Genomic DNA, 16,098 nt, shown 5'->3' with positions numbered 1-16,098 from the left:
CCTCCTGGGCGAGCGCGGCCAGTTCGGCGCCCTGCGCGGTGGCCCGGGCGCGCAGCTCCGAGGCGCCCAGCGTCATCCGGTGGTCGTCGAGCACGTCCAGCCCGCGTCGGCACGCCTCCAGCACGCCCCGCCCCGAGCCGGCCGCCCGGGCCCGCAGCGCCTGCGCGGCCCACCCCGTCATCCGGGCGAGCGGCGGCCCGACGTGCCGGCTGCGCGCGGCGACCGCCAGATGCCTCTCGGCGTCCGCCGGCCGGCCCAGGGCGAGCGCGATCCGCCCCGCCAGCAGCGATGCCTCCGGCGCGGCCGGCGAGCCGGAGGAGGCCAGCCGCTCGGCCAGCGCGGCCGCGTCCGCGACCAGCCGCCCCGAGCGGCGCCCGGTGGCGGCCCGCGCCTCGATCAGCACCAGCCGGGCGTGCGCCTCCCACCAGGCGCGCTGCTGCCCGGCGAACAGCCGTACGGCCGCCGCGGCGCGCGCGATCGCCGTGTGCGGGTCGTCCGCCAGCCGCGCGGCCCGCGCCGCGGCCAGCAGCAGCTCCGCCTTGCGGGTCGACTGGCCGCCGATGCCGTCCAGTTCGGCGATCGCCGCGTCCGCCCCGGCCAGTGCCTCGGGGGCGAGCCCGGCCGCCATCAGCACCTCGCAGCGCCGGATGTCGAGCATGAACGTGGGCGTGCCGAGCTCGGCGTACCGCTCCTCGGCCTCGTCCAGCAGCCGCAGCGCCGCCGGGATGTCGCCCTGCCGGAACGCCGCCAGGCCCCGGCTCTCCACGGCGTCGGCCTTGTCGTGCTCCTGGCCGGTGGTGTCCCACAGCGCCTGGGCCGCGGTGAAGTCGGCGTCCGCCCGCTCCACCGCGCCCAGCGCCAGGTGCACGGTGGCCCGCAGCGTCAGCGCCCGCGCCGTCCAGATCACGTCACCGGCCTGCCGCAGTACGGGAATCGCCCGCCGTACGTCCTCCAGCGCCTCGCGATGCCGGCCCAGCACCCACCACACGTACGCCCGCCGGTACAGCACCCGCGCCCGGGTGTGTCCCGTCCCGCGCGCGACCCCGCGCTCGAAGGCCGCCAGCCCCTGCCGCGTGCGCCCCGCGTGCACCAACGCGACCCCGAGCGTGGCCAGGACGTCGGCCTCCCGCTCGGCCGAGTCCGCCCGCGCCGCCAGGTCCCGGGCCCGCCGCAGATGCCGCAGCGCCAGGCGCAGGTCGCCGAAGTCCCGCTGCCAGATGCCGATCACCTGGTGGGCGACGGAGCCGTGCAGCGGCGGCGGACCGGCGTCGAGCAGCCCTCGGGCCCGAGCCAGGGCCTCACCGGGGGCGGCGAACACCATGGGCAGCAGTTCGAGGACCGAGGCACTTCCGGCTGTCACGCGTCGGATGGTAGTGGCCCGGTGGTGCCCCTGTAACCGCGTCGGGCGGGCCTGACGCTGTATCAAGAGGGCTCCACGCGGCTCTGACTGACGAACCACCGCACCAACGGGAGGACACGCCATGGCACCTCAGCGATTCCGCGAGCAGTTCGAACAGATCCAGCGCTCGATGCCGGACGTGCCGCTGGCGATGGGCCCGGACGACTCGGCCGAGTTCTTCTACGAGAAGGGCGTCGTCCTCGCCCGCGACGGCGAGGAGGCCCGCCTCGTCGAGGACACCGTCCGCACGCACTTCACCCAGGCACCCGGTCTGACCGCCGACCGCGTGCGCCGGGCGGGCCCCGAGACCAACCGCACCGGCATCACCCGCATCCAGGTCGGCGACCCGGGCCACGGCGACCGCGGCGGCGACCGCGCCGTCGCAGACGCGCTGCGCGCCCTGCGCGCGCACGAGGGCCGGGCCGGACGGCGGCTGGTCAGCCGCAACCACGTGGTGTCCATCGCGGTCAACGCCTGCCCCGGCGACGAGCCCGTGCCCGCCCCGCTCGCCCAGGGCACCAACCCTGCGCCCGCCGAGACCGCCTACGACGCGGAGACCGCCGTCGGCGTCCTCGTCGTCGACACCGGCCTCATGCACGACTACCGCTCGGTCCCGCTGCTGGCCCACGTCCAGGGCGACGCCCAGGTGCAGGAGACCGACGACACCGGAGTCCTGCGGCAGTACGTCGGCCACGGCACGTTCATCGCGGGGCTGGTCGCGGCCGTCGCACCCAACACCGACATCACCGTGCGCGGCACCCTCAACGACGCCGGGGCCATCCTGGAGGCCGACTTCGGGCACAAGCTCTTCGAGGCCGTCGACGCCGGCGGCTGGCCCGACATCATCAGTCTGTCCGCCGGCACCTCCAACGGCCGCACCGACGGACTGCTCGGCGTCGACGCCTTCATGCGGGAACTGCGCGCCCGGGGCACCCTCCTCGTGGCGGCCGCCGGCAACAACGGCAGCGCCACCCCGTTCTGGCCCGCCGCCTACGCCGACCTGCCCGAATACGCCGGCTCCGTCCTGTCCGTCGGCGCCCTGCGCGGCGACGGCGAACACGGCGCCTGCTTCAGCAACCACGGCGCCTGGGTGAAGGCGTACGCCCCCGGCGAGCGGCTGACCAGCGTGCTCACCGGCTTCGAGGCGCCCGTGCCGTACGTCTACCAGCACTCCACCTACGACATCTGCCGGTACGGCTTCGGCTACGCCTGCACCTGCCAGTCCCCGCGCCACACCGGCGTGCTCAGCGAGGGACAGCAGACCCCCTCCGCCAAGCCGGACCAGGTGATGTTCGAGGGGTACGCACACTGGAGCGGAACCTCCTTCGCCACCCCCGTCGCCGCCGGCATGGTCGCCGCCCACATGACGGCGCACAAGGAGCGCGACCCGCGTGCGGCCCGGCGTCAACTGCTCCAGGCCAACACCGAGTACGCCGAAGTGCGCGGGGCGCACGTGCCGGCGCTGCGCCCGCCCACCTGGCGCCCCGTCCCCGTCGTCCCGATCGCTCCGACGACATGAGGGCCGGAACCGTTCCCTCCGCGGCGTACCATGACATGCCGTATCCGAGGGGTGAGGCAGTGGAACGCGCAGATGTCGGCGTGCTCGTCCGGTCCGCCGTCGACGGCGACGCGGCGGCCTGGAAGACGCTGGTGGAGGGGCTCAGCCCGCTGGTGTGGTCCGTCGTGCGGGCGCACCGGCTCTCCGACGCCGACGGACACGAGGTGTACCAGACCGTCTGGTTCCGTTTCGCCCAGCACCTGGGGCGGATCCGGGAACCCGACAAGGCGGGCTCGTGGCTGGCGAGCACCGCGCGCAACGAGTGCCTGAAGACGCTGCGGAGCCTGAGCCGGCTGACGGTGACGGACGATCCGCAGCTGCTGGACCGGGTGAGCGAGGAGAGCACGCCGGAGCAGTCGCTGCTCGACTCCGAGGAGGCCGCCGCGCAGAGCGAGCGGATCCGCCGGCTGTGGCAGGAGTTCGAGAAACTCGGCGATCGCTGCCGCCAGTTGCTGCGCGTGCTGATCGCCTCGCCGCCGCCCAGCTACCAGGAGGTGTCCGCGGCGCTGGGGGTCGCCGTGGGCAGTATCGGACCTCTGCGCCAGCGCTGTCTGCGGCGCCTGCGCGCACGACTCGACGCACGGGGGACAGTGTGAGCGACGTGAGCGACCCCAAGGACCGCCGGGAGGGCTCGTACGACGACGAGCCGGACGCGGGGCTGCAGGCCGAAAGCCGGTTGGACGACAGTCGGTTGGACGACGGCCCGCTGGAGCAGGAGTTGCGGCAGGCCGCGGCCATTCTCGACCCCGTCCCGGACCACCTGCTCCAACTGGCCGTCGACGCCTACGCGTTGCACGACCTGGACGTCCGCATCGCCGAGCTGACCTTCGACTCGCTCGTCGACGCCATCCCGGTCAGGGGGGCGACGGACACGCCGCGGATGCTGACCTTCCAGGCCGGTGACCTGACCGTGGACGTCGAGGTCACCGGGGACGGGCTGATGGGACAGGTGCTGCCGCCGCAGCCGGCCCGCATCGAGGTGCTGGGCGGCCCGCAGGCGGGCGCCGCGCTCACCGCCGACGACCTCGGCCGCTTCACCGGCGACGCACCGCCCTCCGGCCCGTTCGCGCTGCGGCTGCGCGCGGGCGGGGAGGCCGTGGTCACGGAGTGGCTGCGGGCGTGACCGCTCCGGCACGCCTCACCGGCCGGCCGGGACGGCGTCGACGACAGCGGCCAGCGCCTCGGCGAGCCGGTCCAGCCCGGGGCCCGCGGGACCGCCCGGCTCGGTCATGTAGGTGTCCCGGCGTATCTCCACCATCAGGGCGCCGACGCGGGCGTCGCTCTCGTAGAACTCCAGGGGGACGTAGGCGCCCTTGAACGGGCTGTCCAGCCCCGTCTCCCCGCACCGCTCGAACGCCCTGCGGGCGAGCCCGGTCAGCTCGGGCGGCGTGTGGAAGGCGTCGGTGCCCAGGCACACGGGAGGCCGGGGACCCTCGCCGTGCAGCTCGTAGGGCAGCGCGGCGCTCGGGTAGGAGTGCACATCGATGATCACGGCCCGCCCGGTCGCGGCCAGCCGGTCCGCGACGGCCTTGGTCATGGCCTCGGCGTACGGCCGGAAGTACCGCTCGATCAGCGGTTCGGGGTCGGTGTCCGCCGCCCGCAGCACGTCCCGGTGCGTGGTGCGCGTGTACACCGCGCCCATCCCGACGGCGAGCATCTCCTCCCGCTCGTCCGGGAACCGCTCCGGATCCACCACCAGCCGCGACAGCCGGTTGACGAACCGCCACGGCGTCAGGCCGGCCAGCTCCGCCGCCACTTCGGCGATCCGCGCGGTGTGCGAGTCGGTGATGTGGTCCAGCTCCCGCTCCAGCGCCCCGTCGTCCAGCACGATCCCCGCCCGCACGTCGGCCGGTATCTCCCGCGCCGAGTGCGGCACGTGCAGGATCACGGGGGAGTCGTCGGCGCCGGGGAGGAGTGCGAAGGACGGTGCGGTGTCGGGCGCGGAAGGGCTCCTGAGGTCGTGAAGGACATGACGCCTCGATCATGCCGCACACCACTGACAACACGGTTCAGCCCGTCCCCAGCAGCTCCCGGACCAACCGCCCCACCTGCTCCGTCTCCACGAGGAAGCCGTCGTGGCCGCACGACGACTCGATCACCCGGAGACGGTCGGCACCCGGGATGCCGGCGGCCAGCTCCGCCTGCTGGGCGAGCGGGTAGAGACGGTCGGAGTCGACCCCGCCCACCAGCGTGGGGGCGGTCACCCGGCGCAGGGCGGCGCGCACACCGCCCCGGGCACGGCCGGCGTCGTGGGCGTTCATCGCCTCGACCAGGACGACGTAGCTGGCCGCGTCGAACCGCCGTACCAGCTTGCCCGCGTGGTGGTCGAGGTAGGACTCCACCTGGTAGCGGCCGCCGCGCCACGGGTGCTCCGCGCTCTGCGGGGCGCGGCCGAAACGGAGCTGGAGCTCGGCCTCGCTGCGGTAGGTGACGTGGGCGAGACGGCGGGCCAGACCCAGACCGGCGTGCGGTCCGGAACCGGTGTCGTGGTAGTCGCCGCCGCGCCAGTGCGGGTCGCTGCGGATGGCGTGCAGCTGGACGCTCGCCCAGGCGATCTGCTCCGCGCTCGCCGCCGCCGTCGTGGCGAGCAGCAGCAGGGCACCGGTGTGCTCCGGGTACGACACCGCCCACTCCAGGGCCCGCATCCCGCCCATCGAGCCGCCGACCACCAGGGCCCACCGCTCGATGCCCAGCGCGTCCGCCAGGTCCCGCTCGGCCGCCACCTGGTCCCGCTGGGTCACGAACGGGAAGGCCCCGCCCCAGCACCGCGCCCCGTCGGGCCGCGGCGAGGCCGGTCCCGTGCTGCCCTGGCAGCCGCCCAGCACGTTCGGCGCGACGACGAACCACCGGTCGGTGTCCAGCGCCCGGCCCGGCCCGACCAGCTCCTCCCACCAGCCCGCCGTGGGATGACCGGGCCCGGCCGGCCCGGTGACGTGACTGTCACCGGTGAGCGCGTGCAGCACCAGCACCGCGTTGGAGGCGTCCGGGGCCAGGCGGCCCCACGTCTCGAACGCCAGCCGTACGCCCGGAAGTTCGCCCCCCGCTTCCAGCGGCAGCGGTCGGCGCAGGCCGTGCCACCGGCGGCGCCCCGGCGGGTCCCCCTCCCGCCAGGCCCCGGAGGCCGGCGGGTGGGGGAGCGGGTCCGCGTGGGTGATCACGGTGTTCAGGACGCCGCCTTGGACGCGCGGAAGCCGGCCTCCAGATCGGCCTTGAGGTCGGCGAGGCTCTCGATGCCGACCGACAGCCGCACCAGGCCCGGCGCGGTCCCGGTCGCCGCCAGCTGCTCCTCGTCCAGCTGGCTGTGCGTGGTGGACGCCGGGTGGATGATCAGGCTCCGTACGTCGCCGATGTTGGCGAGGTGACTGAACAGCTCCACCCCGTCCACGAACCGCTTGCCCGCCTCGACCCCGTCGCGCAGCTCGAAGGAGACCACCGCCCCTGCACCGCGCGGCAGGTAGGTGCACGCCGCCTCGTACCAGGGGCTGGAGGGAAGTCCCGCGTAGTGGACCACCGAGACCTCGTCGCGCTGCTCCAGCCACTCCGCGAGGGCCTGCGCGTTGGCGGAGTGCCGCTCCATGCGCAGGCTCAGCGTCTCCACGCCCTGCAGCAGCAGGAACGCCGAGTGCGGGGACAGCGCCGGCCCCAGGTCGCGCAGCAGCTGCACGCGCAGCTTGGCGGCGAACGCGCCCGGCCCGAGCGCCGGCCAGTAGCGCAGGCCGTGGTAGCTGGGGTCGGGCTCGGTGAAGTCCGGGAAGCGGTCGGCGTGCGCGCCGAAGTCGAAGGTGCCGCCGTCCACCACGACGCCCGCGAGCGTGGTGCCGTGCCCGCCGAGGAACTTGGTCGCCGAGTGCACCACGACGTCCGCGCCGTGCTCGAGGGGGCGCAGCAGGTAGGGCGTCGCCACCGTGTTGTCCACGATCAGCGGCACGCCCGCCGCGTGCGCCACGTCGGCGACCGCCCGCACGTCCAGCACGTTGCCGCGCGGATTGCCCAGCGACTCCGCGAACAGCGCCTTGGTGTTCGGCCGGATCGCCGCCCGCCAGGCGTCCAGGTCGTCCGGGTCCTCCACGAACGACACCTCGATGCCGAACTTCGGCAGGGTGTGCCGGAACAGGTTGTACGTGCCGCCGTACAGCGACGCACTGGACACGACGTGGTCGCCGGCGCGCGCGACGGTCAGCAGCGCGAGCGTCTCCGCGGCCTGCCCGGAGGACAGCGCCACCGCGGCGACTCCGCCCTCGAGCGCCGCGATCCGCTGCTCGAGGACGTCCTGGGTGGGGTTGTGGATGCGGGTGTAGATGTTGCCGGGCTCGGCGAGCGAGAACAGGTCGGCGGCGTGCTGCGTGTCCCGGAAGGCGAACGACGTGGTCTGGTAGATCGGCGTCGCCCGCGCGCCGGTCACCGGGTCGGGCGCGGCCCCGGCGTGCACCTGCCTGGTCTCGAACGACCAGGCGGAGGTGTCGGGCCCGGCGGGCGCCTCGTCGGGCGTGCGGCCGGCGGTGACGGCGTCGACGGGCTGGGTGGGGTCGCTCATGGTGCTCCTCGTACGAAGTGCGGTGATACCGGATGCTATGGGCCGGGTGTCGGGCGCTGTGCACCGCGGGGACGTTCCCGGGGCATGCGTGAGCGCGTACCTAGGGGGAGGGAAGAACGGCGAGCGGGAACGGGACACCGGCTCGCGGGAACGTCGGCTCGCGGGGACATCAGACGGCGAGGCGACAACCCATGCTGGTGACACGTCCGTAGTCGACGTGGCGGCGGGTCACTAGCATGATCATGCGACCCAGGGTAAGCGTATGCGCCGCGAAGTGCCAGGGCCGGGTGGGATACGACACACAGCCGTCACAAACGGATCCGCCCCGGCCGGCGGGGTGCCGGTCGGGGCGGAGGGGCGAAGGAGCGTCGAACTCCCGGGCGTCAGGCCCGGGCGGTCACCCGGGTCAGCTCAGGAAGGCCAGGGCCTCGTTCCAGGTGGCCGACGGGCGCATGACCTCGGCGGCCTTGGCCGCGTCGGGCTGGTAGTAGCCGCCGATCTCGGCCGGCTTGCCCTGGACGGCGATCAGCTCGTCGACGATGCGCTGCTCGTTCGCGGCGAGCGTCTCGGCGAGCGGCGCGAAGGCCTTGGCCAGGTCGGCGTCGTCGGTCTGCCGGGCCAGCTCCTGCGCCCAGTACAGGGACAGGTAGAAGTGGCTGCCGCGGTTGTCGATGCCGCCGACGCGACGGGTCGGGGACTTGTTCTCGTTCAGGAACGTCGCCGTGGCCCGGTCGAGGGTGTCGGCGAGGACCTGGGCGCGCGCGTTGCCGGTGGTCTTGGCGTACTGCTCCAGGGACGGCACCAGGGCGAAGAACTCGCCCAGGGAGTCCCAGCGCAGGTAGTTCTCCTTGACCAGCTGCTGCACGTGCTTGGGCGCGGAGCCGCCGGCACCCGTCTCGAACAGGCCGCCGCCCGCCATCAGCGGGACCACCGACAGCATCTTGGCGCTGGTGCCCAGCTCCAGGATCGGGAACAGGTCGGTGAGGTAGTCGCGCAGCACGTTGCCGGTGACGGAGATCGTGTTCTCACCGCGGCGGATGCGCTCCACCGACAGCTTCGTCGCCTCCACCGGGGACAGGATCTTGATGTCCAGGCCCTCGGTGTCGTGCTCCGGCAGGTACTGCTCGACCTTGGCGATCAGGTTGGCGTCGTGGGCGCGGTCCTCGTCCAGCCAGAACACGGCCGGGTCGCCGGTGGCGCGGGCGCGGGTGACGGCCAGCTTCACCCAGTCCCTGATCGGGGCGTCCTTGGTCTGGCAGGCGCGGAAGATGTCGCCGGCCGAGACCGTCTGCTCGATCAGGGCGTTGCCGGCCTGGTCGACGAGACGGACCGTGCCGGTGACCGGGATCTCGAAGGTCTTGTCGTGGCTGCCGTACTCCTCGGCCTTCTGCGCCATCAGGCCGACGTTCGGGACCGAGCCCATGGTGGAGGGGTCGTAGGCGCCGTGGGCGCGGCAGTCCTCGATGACGGCCTGGTAGACACCGGCGTAGGAGGAGTCCGGGATGACCGCGAGGGTGTCGTGCTCCTGGCCGTCCGGGCCCCACATGTGGCCGGAGGTGCGGATCATGGCAGGCATGGAGGCGTCGACGATCACGTCGGAGGGCACGTGCAGGTTGGTGATGCCCTTGTCGGAGTCGACCATCGCCAGCTCCGGGCCCTCGGCGAGCTCGGCGTCGAAGGAGGCCTTGATCTCGGCGCCCTCCGGCAGGGACTGAAGGCCCTTGAAGATGCCGCCCAGACCGTCGTTCGGGGTCAGGCCGGCCGCGGCGAGCGCCTCGCCGTACTGCGCGAACGTCTTCGGGAAGAAGGCGCGCACCACGTGACCGAAGATGATCGGGTCGGAGACCTTCATCATCGTGGCCTTCAGGTGCACGGAGAACAGCACGCCCTCCTGCTTGGCGCGGGCGACCTGCGCGGTCAGGAACTCGCGCAGCGCGGCGACGCGCATCACGGAGGCGTCGACGACCTCGCCCGCGAGGACGGGCACGGACTCGCGCAGCACGGTGGTGGAGCCGTCGTCGCCCTTGAGCTCGATGCGCAGGGCGCCGTCCTCGGCGATGACGGCGGACTTCTCGGTGGAGCAGAAGTCGTCGACGCCCATCGTCGCCACATTGGTCTTGGACTCGGAGGTCCAGGCGCCCATGCGGTGCGGGTGGTTCTTGGCGTAGTTCTTCACCGAGGCGGGGGCGCGGCGGTCGGAGTTGCCCTCGCGCAGCACCGGGTTCACCGCGGAGCCCTTGACCTTGTCGTAACGGGCGCGGATCTCCCGCTCCTCGTCGGTCTTCGGGTCGTCCGGGTAGTCCGGCAGCGCGTAGCCCTGGCCCCGCAGCTCGGCGATCGCGGCCTTCAGCTGCGGGATCGACGCCGAGATGTTCGGCAGCTTGATGATGTTGGCCTCGGGCGTCTTGGCGAGCTCGCCCAGCTCCGACAGCGCGTCCGGGATCCGCTGGTCCTCGTTCAGGTACTCAGGGAACACGGCGATGATGCGCCCGGCCAGCGAGATGTCGCGGGTCTCCACAGCGACACCCGCCTGAGCCGCGTAGGCCTTGACCACCGGCAGGAAGGAATACGTCGCCAGGGCCGGGGCCTCGTCAGTGTGGGTGTAGATAATGGTCGAGTCAGTCACCGGGTGCTCCGCTCCACGTCTGCAACATTACTCGACATCAAGATATCCCGTGAGCGCCCGCGACTCGACAGGGGCCTGTCCCGGGCGGGAGAGCGGCCGCGGAGGCGAAGCCTTGACCTCAAGGTTGCTCGAGGTCCTAGGTTCTGTCCTATGAGCATGGAGACCACCGCCTGGACGCAGCTGCACAGCGTCATGACCGCCCAGCAGGAGCGCCGTCCGCTCGCCCGCGCGACGCTGCGCCGCATCGGCGCGTTCGCCCGCCCCCACCGCCGCCGTATCGCGCTGTTCGTCGCCCTGGGGGTGGTGACCGCCCTGCTGGCCGTGGCGACCCCGGTGCTCGCCGGCCGTGTCGTCGACACGATCGTGTCGCGGGGCGACCGGGACACGGTCGTACGGCTGGCCCTGCTCATCGCGTTGATCGCGATGGCCGAGGCGGCGTTCGGCATCCTCGGCAGACGCCTGTCGGCCACGCTCGGCGAGGGACTGATCCTCGACCTGCGCACGGCCGTGTTCGACCACGTGCAGCGGATGCCGGTCGCGTTCTTCACGCGCACGCGTACCGGAGCGCTCGTCTCCCGCCTCAACAACGACGTCATCGGCGCCCAGCGGGCCTTCAGCAACACCCTGTCCGGCGTGGTGAGCAACGTGGTCACCCTCCTGCTCACCCTCGCCGTCATGCTCACCCTCTCCTGGCAGATCACGCTGCTCGCGCTGGTGCTGCTGCCGGTGTTCGTGGTGCCCGCCCGCCGGATGGGCAGCCGCATGGCGCGCATGCAGCGGGAGGCGGCCACGCTGAACGCGGCGATGGGCACGCGCATGACCGAGCGCTTCTCCGCCCCCGGCGCCACCCTGGTCAAGCTCTTCGGCCGCCCCGATCAGGAGTCGGAGGAGTTCGCGGCACGCGCCCGCCGGGTGCGGGACATCGGCATCCGTACGGCGACCGCGCAGTCCGCGTTCATCACCGCGCTGACCCTGGTGTCGTCCCTGGCCCTGGCCCTGGTCTACGGTCTCGGCGGCTTCTTCGCCCTGCGCGGCACCCTGGAGCCGGGCGCGGTCGTCTCGCTGGCCCTCCTCCTGACCCGGCTGTACGCGCCGCTCACGTCGCTCGCCGGGGCGCGTGTGGAGGTGATGAGCGCCCTGGTCAGCTTCGAGCGCGTCTTCGAGGTGCTGGACCTCGAGCCGCTGATCAAGGAGAAGCCGGACGCCCGCGAGGTGCCGGACGGCCCGGTCGCGGTCGAGTTCGACGGCGTCCGCTTCGGCTACCCGTCCGCCGACAAGGTCTCCCTCGCCTCCCTGGAGGAGGTCGCGAGCCTGGACACCCGCGGCGGCGCCGAGGTCCTGCACGGCGTCTCCTTCCGCGCCGAGCCCGGCGAGACCGTCGCCCTCGTCGGCTCCTCCGGCGCCGGCAAGTCGACGATCGCCGGGCTGCTGCCCCGCCTGTACGACGTCGACGAGGGCGCCGTGCGCGTCGGCGGCGTCGACGTACGCGACCTGACCTTCGCCTCCCTGCGGGCAACCCTCGGCATGGTCACCCAGGACGGCCACCTCTTCCACGACTCGGTCCGCGCCAACCTCCTCCTGGCCCGCCCCTCGGCGACCGACGGGGAACTGTGGGACGCCCTGCGCCGCGCCCGCCTCGACGACCTCGTCCGCTCCCTGCCCGACGGCCTCGACACGGTCGTCGGCGAGCGCGGCTACCGCCTCTCCGGCGGCGAACGCCAGCGCATGACCATCGCCCGGCTGCTGCTGGCCCGCCAGCGGGTCGTCATCCTCGACGAGGCGACCGCCCACCTCGACAACACCTCGGAGGCGGCCGTGCAGGAGGCGCTGACCGAGGCCCTGGAGGGCCGCACCGCGGTCGTGATCGCCCACCGCCTGTCCACGGTCCGCGCCGCGGACCTCATCCTGGTCGTCGAGGAGGGCCGGATCGTCGAACGCGGCACGCACGAGGAACTCCTCGCCGCGGACGGCCGGTACGCGGAGCTGTACCGCACGCAGTTCGAGCAGCGGCCGGAGGAGGCGCATGACACCGGCGAGGTACGGGGAACCATGGCGGCCACCGGGGAGGCGGTGGCGTAGGCGACACCGGAGGGTACGGATGGCCGCCGCCCTCGCTCACCGTGAGGGCGGCCGGCCGTGAGCGCCGCCGCGCCGCACTGAGCCGACGACCCGCACACGGCCGCTCGGGCCGGCAGCTCCTACCGGCCCGGGCCGGTAGGGCCGCCGCGACCGGCGCCGCCTGCCGATCGGCCGCGAGACCATGTACGCCGTCCCGGAGCGGCCGGCAAGCCGCAGGACGCGCACGCGGTCACGGAACCACCGGCCCGCTCCGCCTCGCCGTGTCAGCGGCCACCCGCGGATCCAGTGGTGATCGCGTCCTTCACCCGGTCGACCATGGAGGCGAAGGGGCCGGTCATCCACTGGGCGGCCGGCGATCCTGCCGCGGTGGGGTGCGGGTGGGTCGGTGCCATCTTCTCGGCCGTCTGCAGTCGGCTGCCCATGCGCTTGAGCTGGTCCTCGTCGCAGCCCTGACGCACCGGAGGGAACTCCTCCCGCTCCTCGTGCTCGGCATGGTCGATCACGGAGCGCTCGAAGGCGGCGAACTTCGCATCGAACTCCGCACTGCTCACGTCCATCTTTTCCAGCTCGGCGAGGACCTTGGTGGCCTCCTCCTCCTCATGGTTACGGGCCTCGGCCTCGGCCTCGCCGGCGGTCTTCTTCGCGGTGGGCCGCAAGATCATCTCTTCGGCGGTCTCGTGCACCGCCAGCAGGACCCTCAGCTCATCGAACTTCTGCTTCTTCTGCTCGCCCTGCGAGCTGTTGACCCGGTCGAACAGGTCACGGATCTGGGCATGCTGCTCCAGCAGGACACGGACCACGTCGCCTTCCGGAAGCCTCGCGGCTTCCTCGCGTTCTGTCGTCGCACTGCTCATGGCGCTGCCCTCCTGTCCAGATTGGCCAATGGTGGGTTTCTCCTGCGGAGTAACCCCGGCAAAGCAGGGCAAACCGCAGGCCGGCCCCGGCTGATCGCGAGCACCTGACCGTGCCCGGCACGGCCGCCCTGACGTCCACGGCCGCCGACCTCGGCAGCGACACCGCGTCCGCCTACTGCGCGCGCGACGCACACCGCATCCCGCCCGAAGACACGCCACAGAACTTCTCCTTCAGTCCCGCCGCCAGCCTCCGCATCCAGCAGACGGTGAAGGACTCACCTTCCATCGCCCCGCAACTGAGGCGCTCGAAGACGCCCGCCATGCTGATGATCGCCGAGTGTTCCTCCCAGGTTCGCCAATGGGAGACCACCATCCTTGCCCATGACCCCGCCATCCAGCGCACGCAGTACATGCCCGGGGTCGGGCATCACATGTGGAACGGCCTGGACGACAGCAACGACCGAGCCGCCGCCGTCGTCACCGCGTTCCTTCAAGACAAGTCGGCACCCCTGCCGAACTACCCACCCGCGAGGAAGTCCCCGCCTTCCTGCGCGGCCACAAGTGAAGGCCCGGCAGCCCGTCCCCGGCCCGACATGCGGCCCCTGCAGTGGATGAAGGAGACGACCATGGACACCGACCCCGCTGCCCTGCTGCTCGACCTCGCCGCCCGCGCCCAGGACCTGAGCAACCGGGACACGCTGCAAAACCTCCTGGCCACAGGCCACCGTGCCTGGTGCGAGGGCGTCGCCGACGTCCGCTCCGGCATCGACCAGGAGACCTCGAGACCGTCCGACGCCCAGCTCACCGAGCGGTGGGTTGCTGCCGGCGTGCCGTGGGAGAAAAGGATGACGCGCAGCGAGGCGGTCTCCGTGCTCGCGTTCGCCACCTGGGAGGCCGCGCCGACCGCCATGGCCTACACGGAACTGGAAGAACGGGCGGCGCGCTTCGGTGCCTGCCTGCTGGGCGAGGAAATGCTGTAGGCCGTTCTCCCGCCGCCATGCCGGCCTACCGGGTGAAGCGGCCGAGCGCGAAAGGTGTGAGGTCGAGGGTGGTGGCGCCGTCCGTGACCAGTTCGGCGAGCGCCTCGCCGATCGCCGCGGAGTGTTTGAAGCCGTGGCCGGAGCAGGGGGAGGCGACCAGCACGCGCTCACGGCCCGGCAGGCGGTCGATGACGAACGCTTCGTCCGGTGTGACGGTGTACATGCACACCTGTGAGCGCGCGACGCGAGCGGACACCCCCGGCAGCCGACCGCTGATCATGGCCTGGTGGAAGCCGGCCGCCTCGTCCGGGGCGACGGTGCGATCGAGCGTGTCCGGGTCGGGGGTGCGGTGGTCGAGCTGTCCGGTGGCCACCTTGACCGTCGCGCCGTCAACGGAGGGGAAGCCGTAGAAGTACTCATCCGCCTGGCTCACCCCGTCCCAGATGAAGGTGGGGAAACGCCCTGGGGTGAAGTCCTGCCTGGAGCCCTCGATCCCGAACCAGTGCAGGACCTGGCGGTAAACACCGAAGAGCCGGGCGAGGCCGGGATCGTCGAGCAGGCCCGCCAGCCAGCCTCCCGCACACAGCACGACCTGGTCGGCCGTGTACGTGGCCGCGTCGGTGCGGACGGTGACGGCCGACGCCGCGGCCTCGACCGCGAGGACCCGCTCCCCGCGGTGCAGCTGCGCGCCGTACCGCTCTGCCAGCTCCAGTTGGGCGCTGATCGCGGCCTCGGGGCGGACGAAGCCGCCGCCGGGCTCCAGCAGGCCCACGCGGGTGTCCTCCACGCGGAACTGCGGAAAGCGGTCCCGCAGCGCGGCGGCGTCCAGCAGCTCGTAGTCGATGCCGTAAGCGGCCGCGGCCCGCTCGTGGACGGCGAACGCCCCCGCGTCGGCGGCCTGGTCGGCCAGGTTCAATACGCCGCACGCGGTGAGCACCGATGCACCGGTCTCCGCCTCGATGCGTCGCCACCACTCGTGGGAGCGCACCGCCAGCGACGCGTACTCAGTGCCTTCCAGAGTCAGCCGGCGGGTGATCCGTGTCTCGCCGTGGCTGGAACCGAAGGTGTGCGGCGGGCTGTGGCGGTCGATGCCCAGCACGTCGACCCCGCGCCGCGCGAGTTGGTGGACTGCGGCACTGCCCATCGCCCCCAGGCCGACCACGATCACGTCCATACCTACCCCTGAGCACCCGGTGAACCAACCGCCGTCGCAGGCTACTTCCGCACCGTGTTTCCCACCACCGCGCGCACCGCACGCCATGCCGCCGAGCGCCGGCTCGCCGCGCAGCAGGGACGGCTGGAGGCCGCCGACGACGACAGCGCGGCCACAGTCTCGCTCCTCATCACCGAACTGACCGCGAACGCCGCCCTGCACGGCCGGATGCGGCGCAGGAACGCGCGCCTCGCCCTCACCCTGACGCCCACCACCCTGCGGATCGAGGTCACCGACGCGCGAGGCGACCGTTCGCCCGTGCCGACAGTGGACGTCGACGCGGACGGTGAGTCCGGACGGGGCCTGTTCCCCGTCGCCTCACTCGCCGACGCCTGGAGCTGCGAACTGCACCGTCCGGGCGGCAAGACGGCCTGGGCGGAGAGCGCACGGCCGGCCGGGTCGGCGGAGCGGTAGGGCGGTTTCCTACGCGGCTCGATCCACATCAGCGCTCGAGGAAGGCCTCCACCTCGTCGCGGCGGGGCAGGGAGGGCTGGGCGCCGGCGCGGGTGGTGCTGAGGGCCGCCGCGGCGCAGGCCCAGCGGGCGGCCTGCTCCAGGGTGCGGCCCTCGGCCAGCGCGACGGCCAGCGCGCCGCAGAAGCAGTCACCGGCCGCCGTGGTGTCCACCGGCTCGACCGTGAAGGCCGGGATGTGCAGCCGCGAGGTGCCCTCCACGAGCAGCACGCCGTCCCCGCCGAGGGTGACGACGACCGCGCCCGCTCCGCTCAGTTTGCCCGCGGCGGCGACGACCTCGTCGATCGTCCTCGGCACCGAGGTGCCGGCGAGGGCCGCCAGCTCGGTGCGGTTGGGGACCAGCACGTCGACATGGCGGGGCGGGACGGCGCCCTCGACGGCGG

14 protein-coding genes are annotated in these 16,098 nt (G+C 72.9%); 6 read left to right on the top strand and 8 right to left on the bottom strand.

The genetic code is table 11. The features are described from left to right. Positions 1–1,360 (bottom strand): tetratricopeptide repeat protein (locus tag C1I97_RS14580; protein ID WP_369008358.1); only part of this gene is annotated, 1,360 nt, incomplete at its 3' end. A gap of 121 nt (positions 1,361–1,481) precedes the next feature. Here C1I97_RS14580 and C1I97_RS14575 point away from each other — a divergent pair. From C1I97_RS14575 to C1I97_RS14565, 3 genes are all read left to right on the top strand, one after another. Beyond that, positions 1,482–2,918, top strand: a complete 1,437-nt coding sequence (locus tag C1I97_RS14575) for a S8/S53 family peptidase (protein ID WP_111003640.1) — start codon at positions 1,482–1,484, stop codon at positions 2,916–2,918. A gap of 59 nt (positions 2,919–2,977) precedes the next feature. Beyond that, on the top strand, positions 2,978–3,553 hold the full coding sequence (locus tag C1I97_RS14570) for an RNA polymerase sigma factor (RefSeq protein WP_111003639.1): 576 nt from the start codon (positions 2,978–2,980) through the stop codon (positions 3,551–3,553). Between the two features lie 62 nt (positions 3,554–3,615). Next, a complete protein-coding gene (locus tag C1I97_RS14565; protein WP_111003643.1) occupies positions 3,616–4,080 on the top strand; it encodes a hypothetical protein in 465 nt (154 codons plus the stop codon). Positions 4,081–4,095: 15 nt separating this feature from the next. On the opposite strand, the gene C1I97_RS14560 is transcribed toward C1I97_RS14565, so the two are convergent. The 4 genes from C1I97_RS14560 to C1I97_RS14545 all read right to left on the bottom strand — a co-directional run bounded on the left by C1I97_RS14560 (position 4,096) and on the right by C1I97_RS14545 (position 10,117). Beyond that, positions 4,096–4,845, bottom strand: a complete 750-nt coding sequence (locus C1I97_RS14560; protein WP_111003638.1) for an N-formylglutamate amidohydrolase — start codon at positions 4,843–4,845, stop codon at positions 4,096–4,098. Positions 4,846–4,966: 121 nt separating this feature from the next. Then, positions 4,967–6,112, bottom strand: a complete 1,146-nt coding sequence (gene metX, locus C1I97_RS14555) for a homoserine O-acetyltransferase MetX (protein WP_441349116.1) — start codon at positions 6,110–6,112, stop codon at positions 4,967–4,969. Positions 6,113–6,120: 8 nt separating this feature from the next. Beyond that, positions 6,121–7,491, bottom strand: coding sequence for a bifunctional o-acetylhomoserine/o-acetylserine sulfhydrylase (locus C1I97_RS14550; RefSeq protein WP_111003637.1), 1,371 nt, complete (start codon positions 7,489–7,491; stop codon positions 6,121–6,123). A 406-nt stretch (positions 7,492–7,897) separates the two neighbouring features. Continuing rightward, the gene (locus tag C1I97_RS14545; RefSeq protein ID WP_111003636.1) at positions 7,898–10,117 is read right to left on the bottom strand and encodes an NADP-dependent isocitrate dehydrogenase; all 2,220 of its coding nucleotides are present in this window, start codon (positions 10,115–10,117) and stop codon (positions 7,898–7,900) included. Between the two features lie 156 nt (positions 10,118–10,273). On the opposite strand from C1I97_RS14545, the gene C1I97_RS14540 reads away from it, so the two are divergent. Next, positions 10,274–12,196, top strand: a complete 1,923-nt coding sequence (locus C1I97_RS14540; RefSeq protein ID WP_111003641.1) for an ABC transporter ATP-binding protein — start codon at positions 10,274–10,276, stop codon at positions 12,194–12,196. A gap of 263 nt (positions 12,197–12,459) precedes the next feature. Here the strand turns inward: C1I97_RS14540 and C1I97_RS14535 are convergent, their stop codons facing one another. Then, complete coding sequence (locus tag C1I97_RS14535; RefSeq protein ID WP_111003635.1) at positions 12,460–13,050, bottom strand: hemerythrin domain-containing protein; 591 nt, start codon at positions 13,048–13,050, stop codon at positions 12,460–12,462. A gap of 110 nt (positions 13,051–13,160) precedes the next feature. Between C1I97_RS14535 and C1I97_RS41450 the strand changes: the two genes are divergently transcribed. Further along, a complete protein-coding gene (locus tag C1I97_RS41450; RefSeq protein WP_258382565.1) occupies positions 13,161–14,030 on the top strand; it encodes a hypothetical protein in 870 nt (289 codons plus the stop codon). Positions 14,031–14,055: 25 nt separating this feature from the next. Here C1I97_RS41450 and solA read toward each other — a convergent pair whose 3' ends face one another. Beyond that, entirely contained in the window at positions 14,056–15,204 is a 1,149-nt protein-coding gene (gene solA, locus C1I97_RS14520; protein WP_111003633.1) for an N-methyl-L-tryptophan oxidase, read from the bottom strand. 54 nt (positions 15,205–15,258) lie between these two features. Here solA and C1I97_RS14515 point away from each other — a divergent pair, with 54 nt between their 5' ends. Then, complete coding sequence (locus tag C1I97_RS14515) at positions 15,259–15,657, top strand: ATP-binding protein (RefSeq protein ID WP_111003632.1); 399 nt, start codon at positions 15,259–15,261, stop codon at positions 15,655–15,657. Positions 15,658–15,685: 28 nt separating this feature from the next. Here C1I97_RS14515 and C1I97_RS14510 read toward each other — a convergent pair. Next, a partial coding sequence (locus C1I97_RS14510) for a PfkB family carbohydrate kinase (RefSeq protein WP_181446728.1) occupies positions 15,686–16,098 on the bottom strand: 413 nt, incomplete at its 5' end.

The sequence above is a fragment of the Streptomyces sp. NTH33 genome, assembly GCF_003236365.1.
GTDB lineage: Bacteria > Actinomycetota > Actinomycetes > Streptomycetales > Streptomycetaceae > Streptomyces.
The sequence above is the reverse complement of the archived record's forward strand: the minus strand, read 5'-3'. Positions and strand labels throughout refer to the sequence as shown.

What these genes read in the sequence shown, in the direction of transcription:
- C1I97_RS14550 (WP_111003637.1), bottom strand. Translation starts at nt 7,491, where the DNA reads ATGAGCGACCCCACCCAGCCCGTCGACGCCGTCACCGCCGGCCGCACG.
- solA (WP_111003633.1), bottom strand. Translation starts at nt 15,204, where the DNA reads ATGGACGTGATCGTGGTCGGCCTGGGGGCGATGGGCAGTGCCGCAGTC.
- C1I97_RS14540 (WP_111003641.1), top strand. Translation starts at nt 10,274, where the DNA reads ATGGAGACCACCGCCTGGACGCAGCTGCACAGCGTCATGACCGCCCAG.
- C1I97_RS14575 (WP_111003640.1), top strand. Translation starts at nt 1,482, where the DNA reads ATGGCACCTCAGCGATTCCGCGAGCAGTTCGAACAGATCCAGCGCTCG.
- C1I97_RS14535 (WP_111003635.1), bottom strand. Translation starts at nt 13,050, where the DNA reads ATGAGCAGTGCGACGACAGAACGCGAGGAAGCCGCGAGGCTTCCGGAA.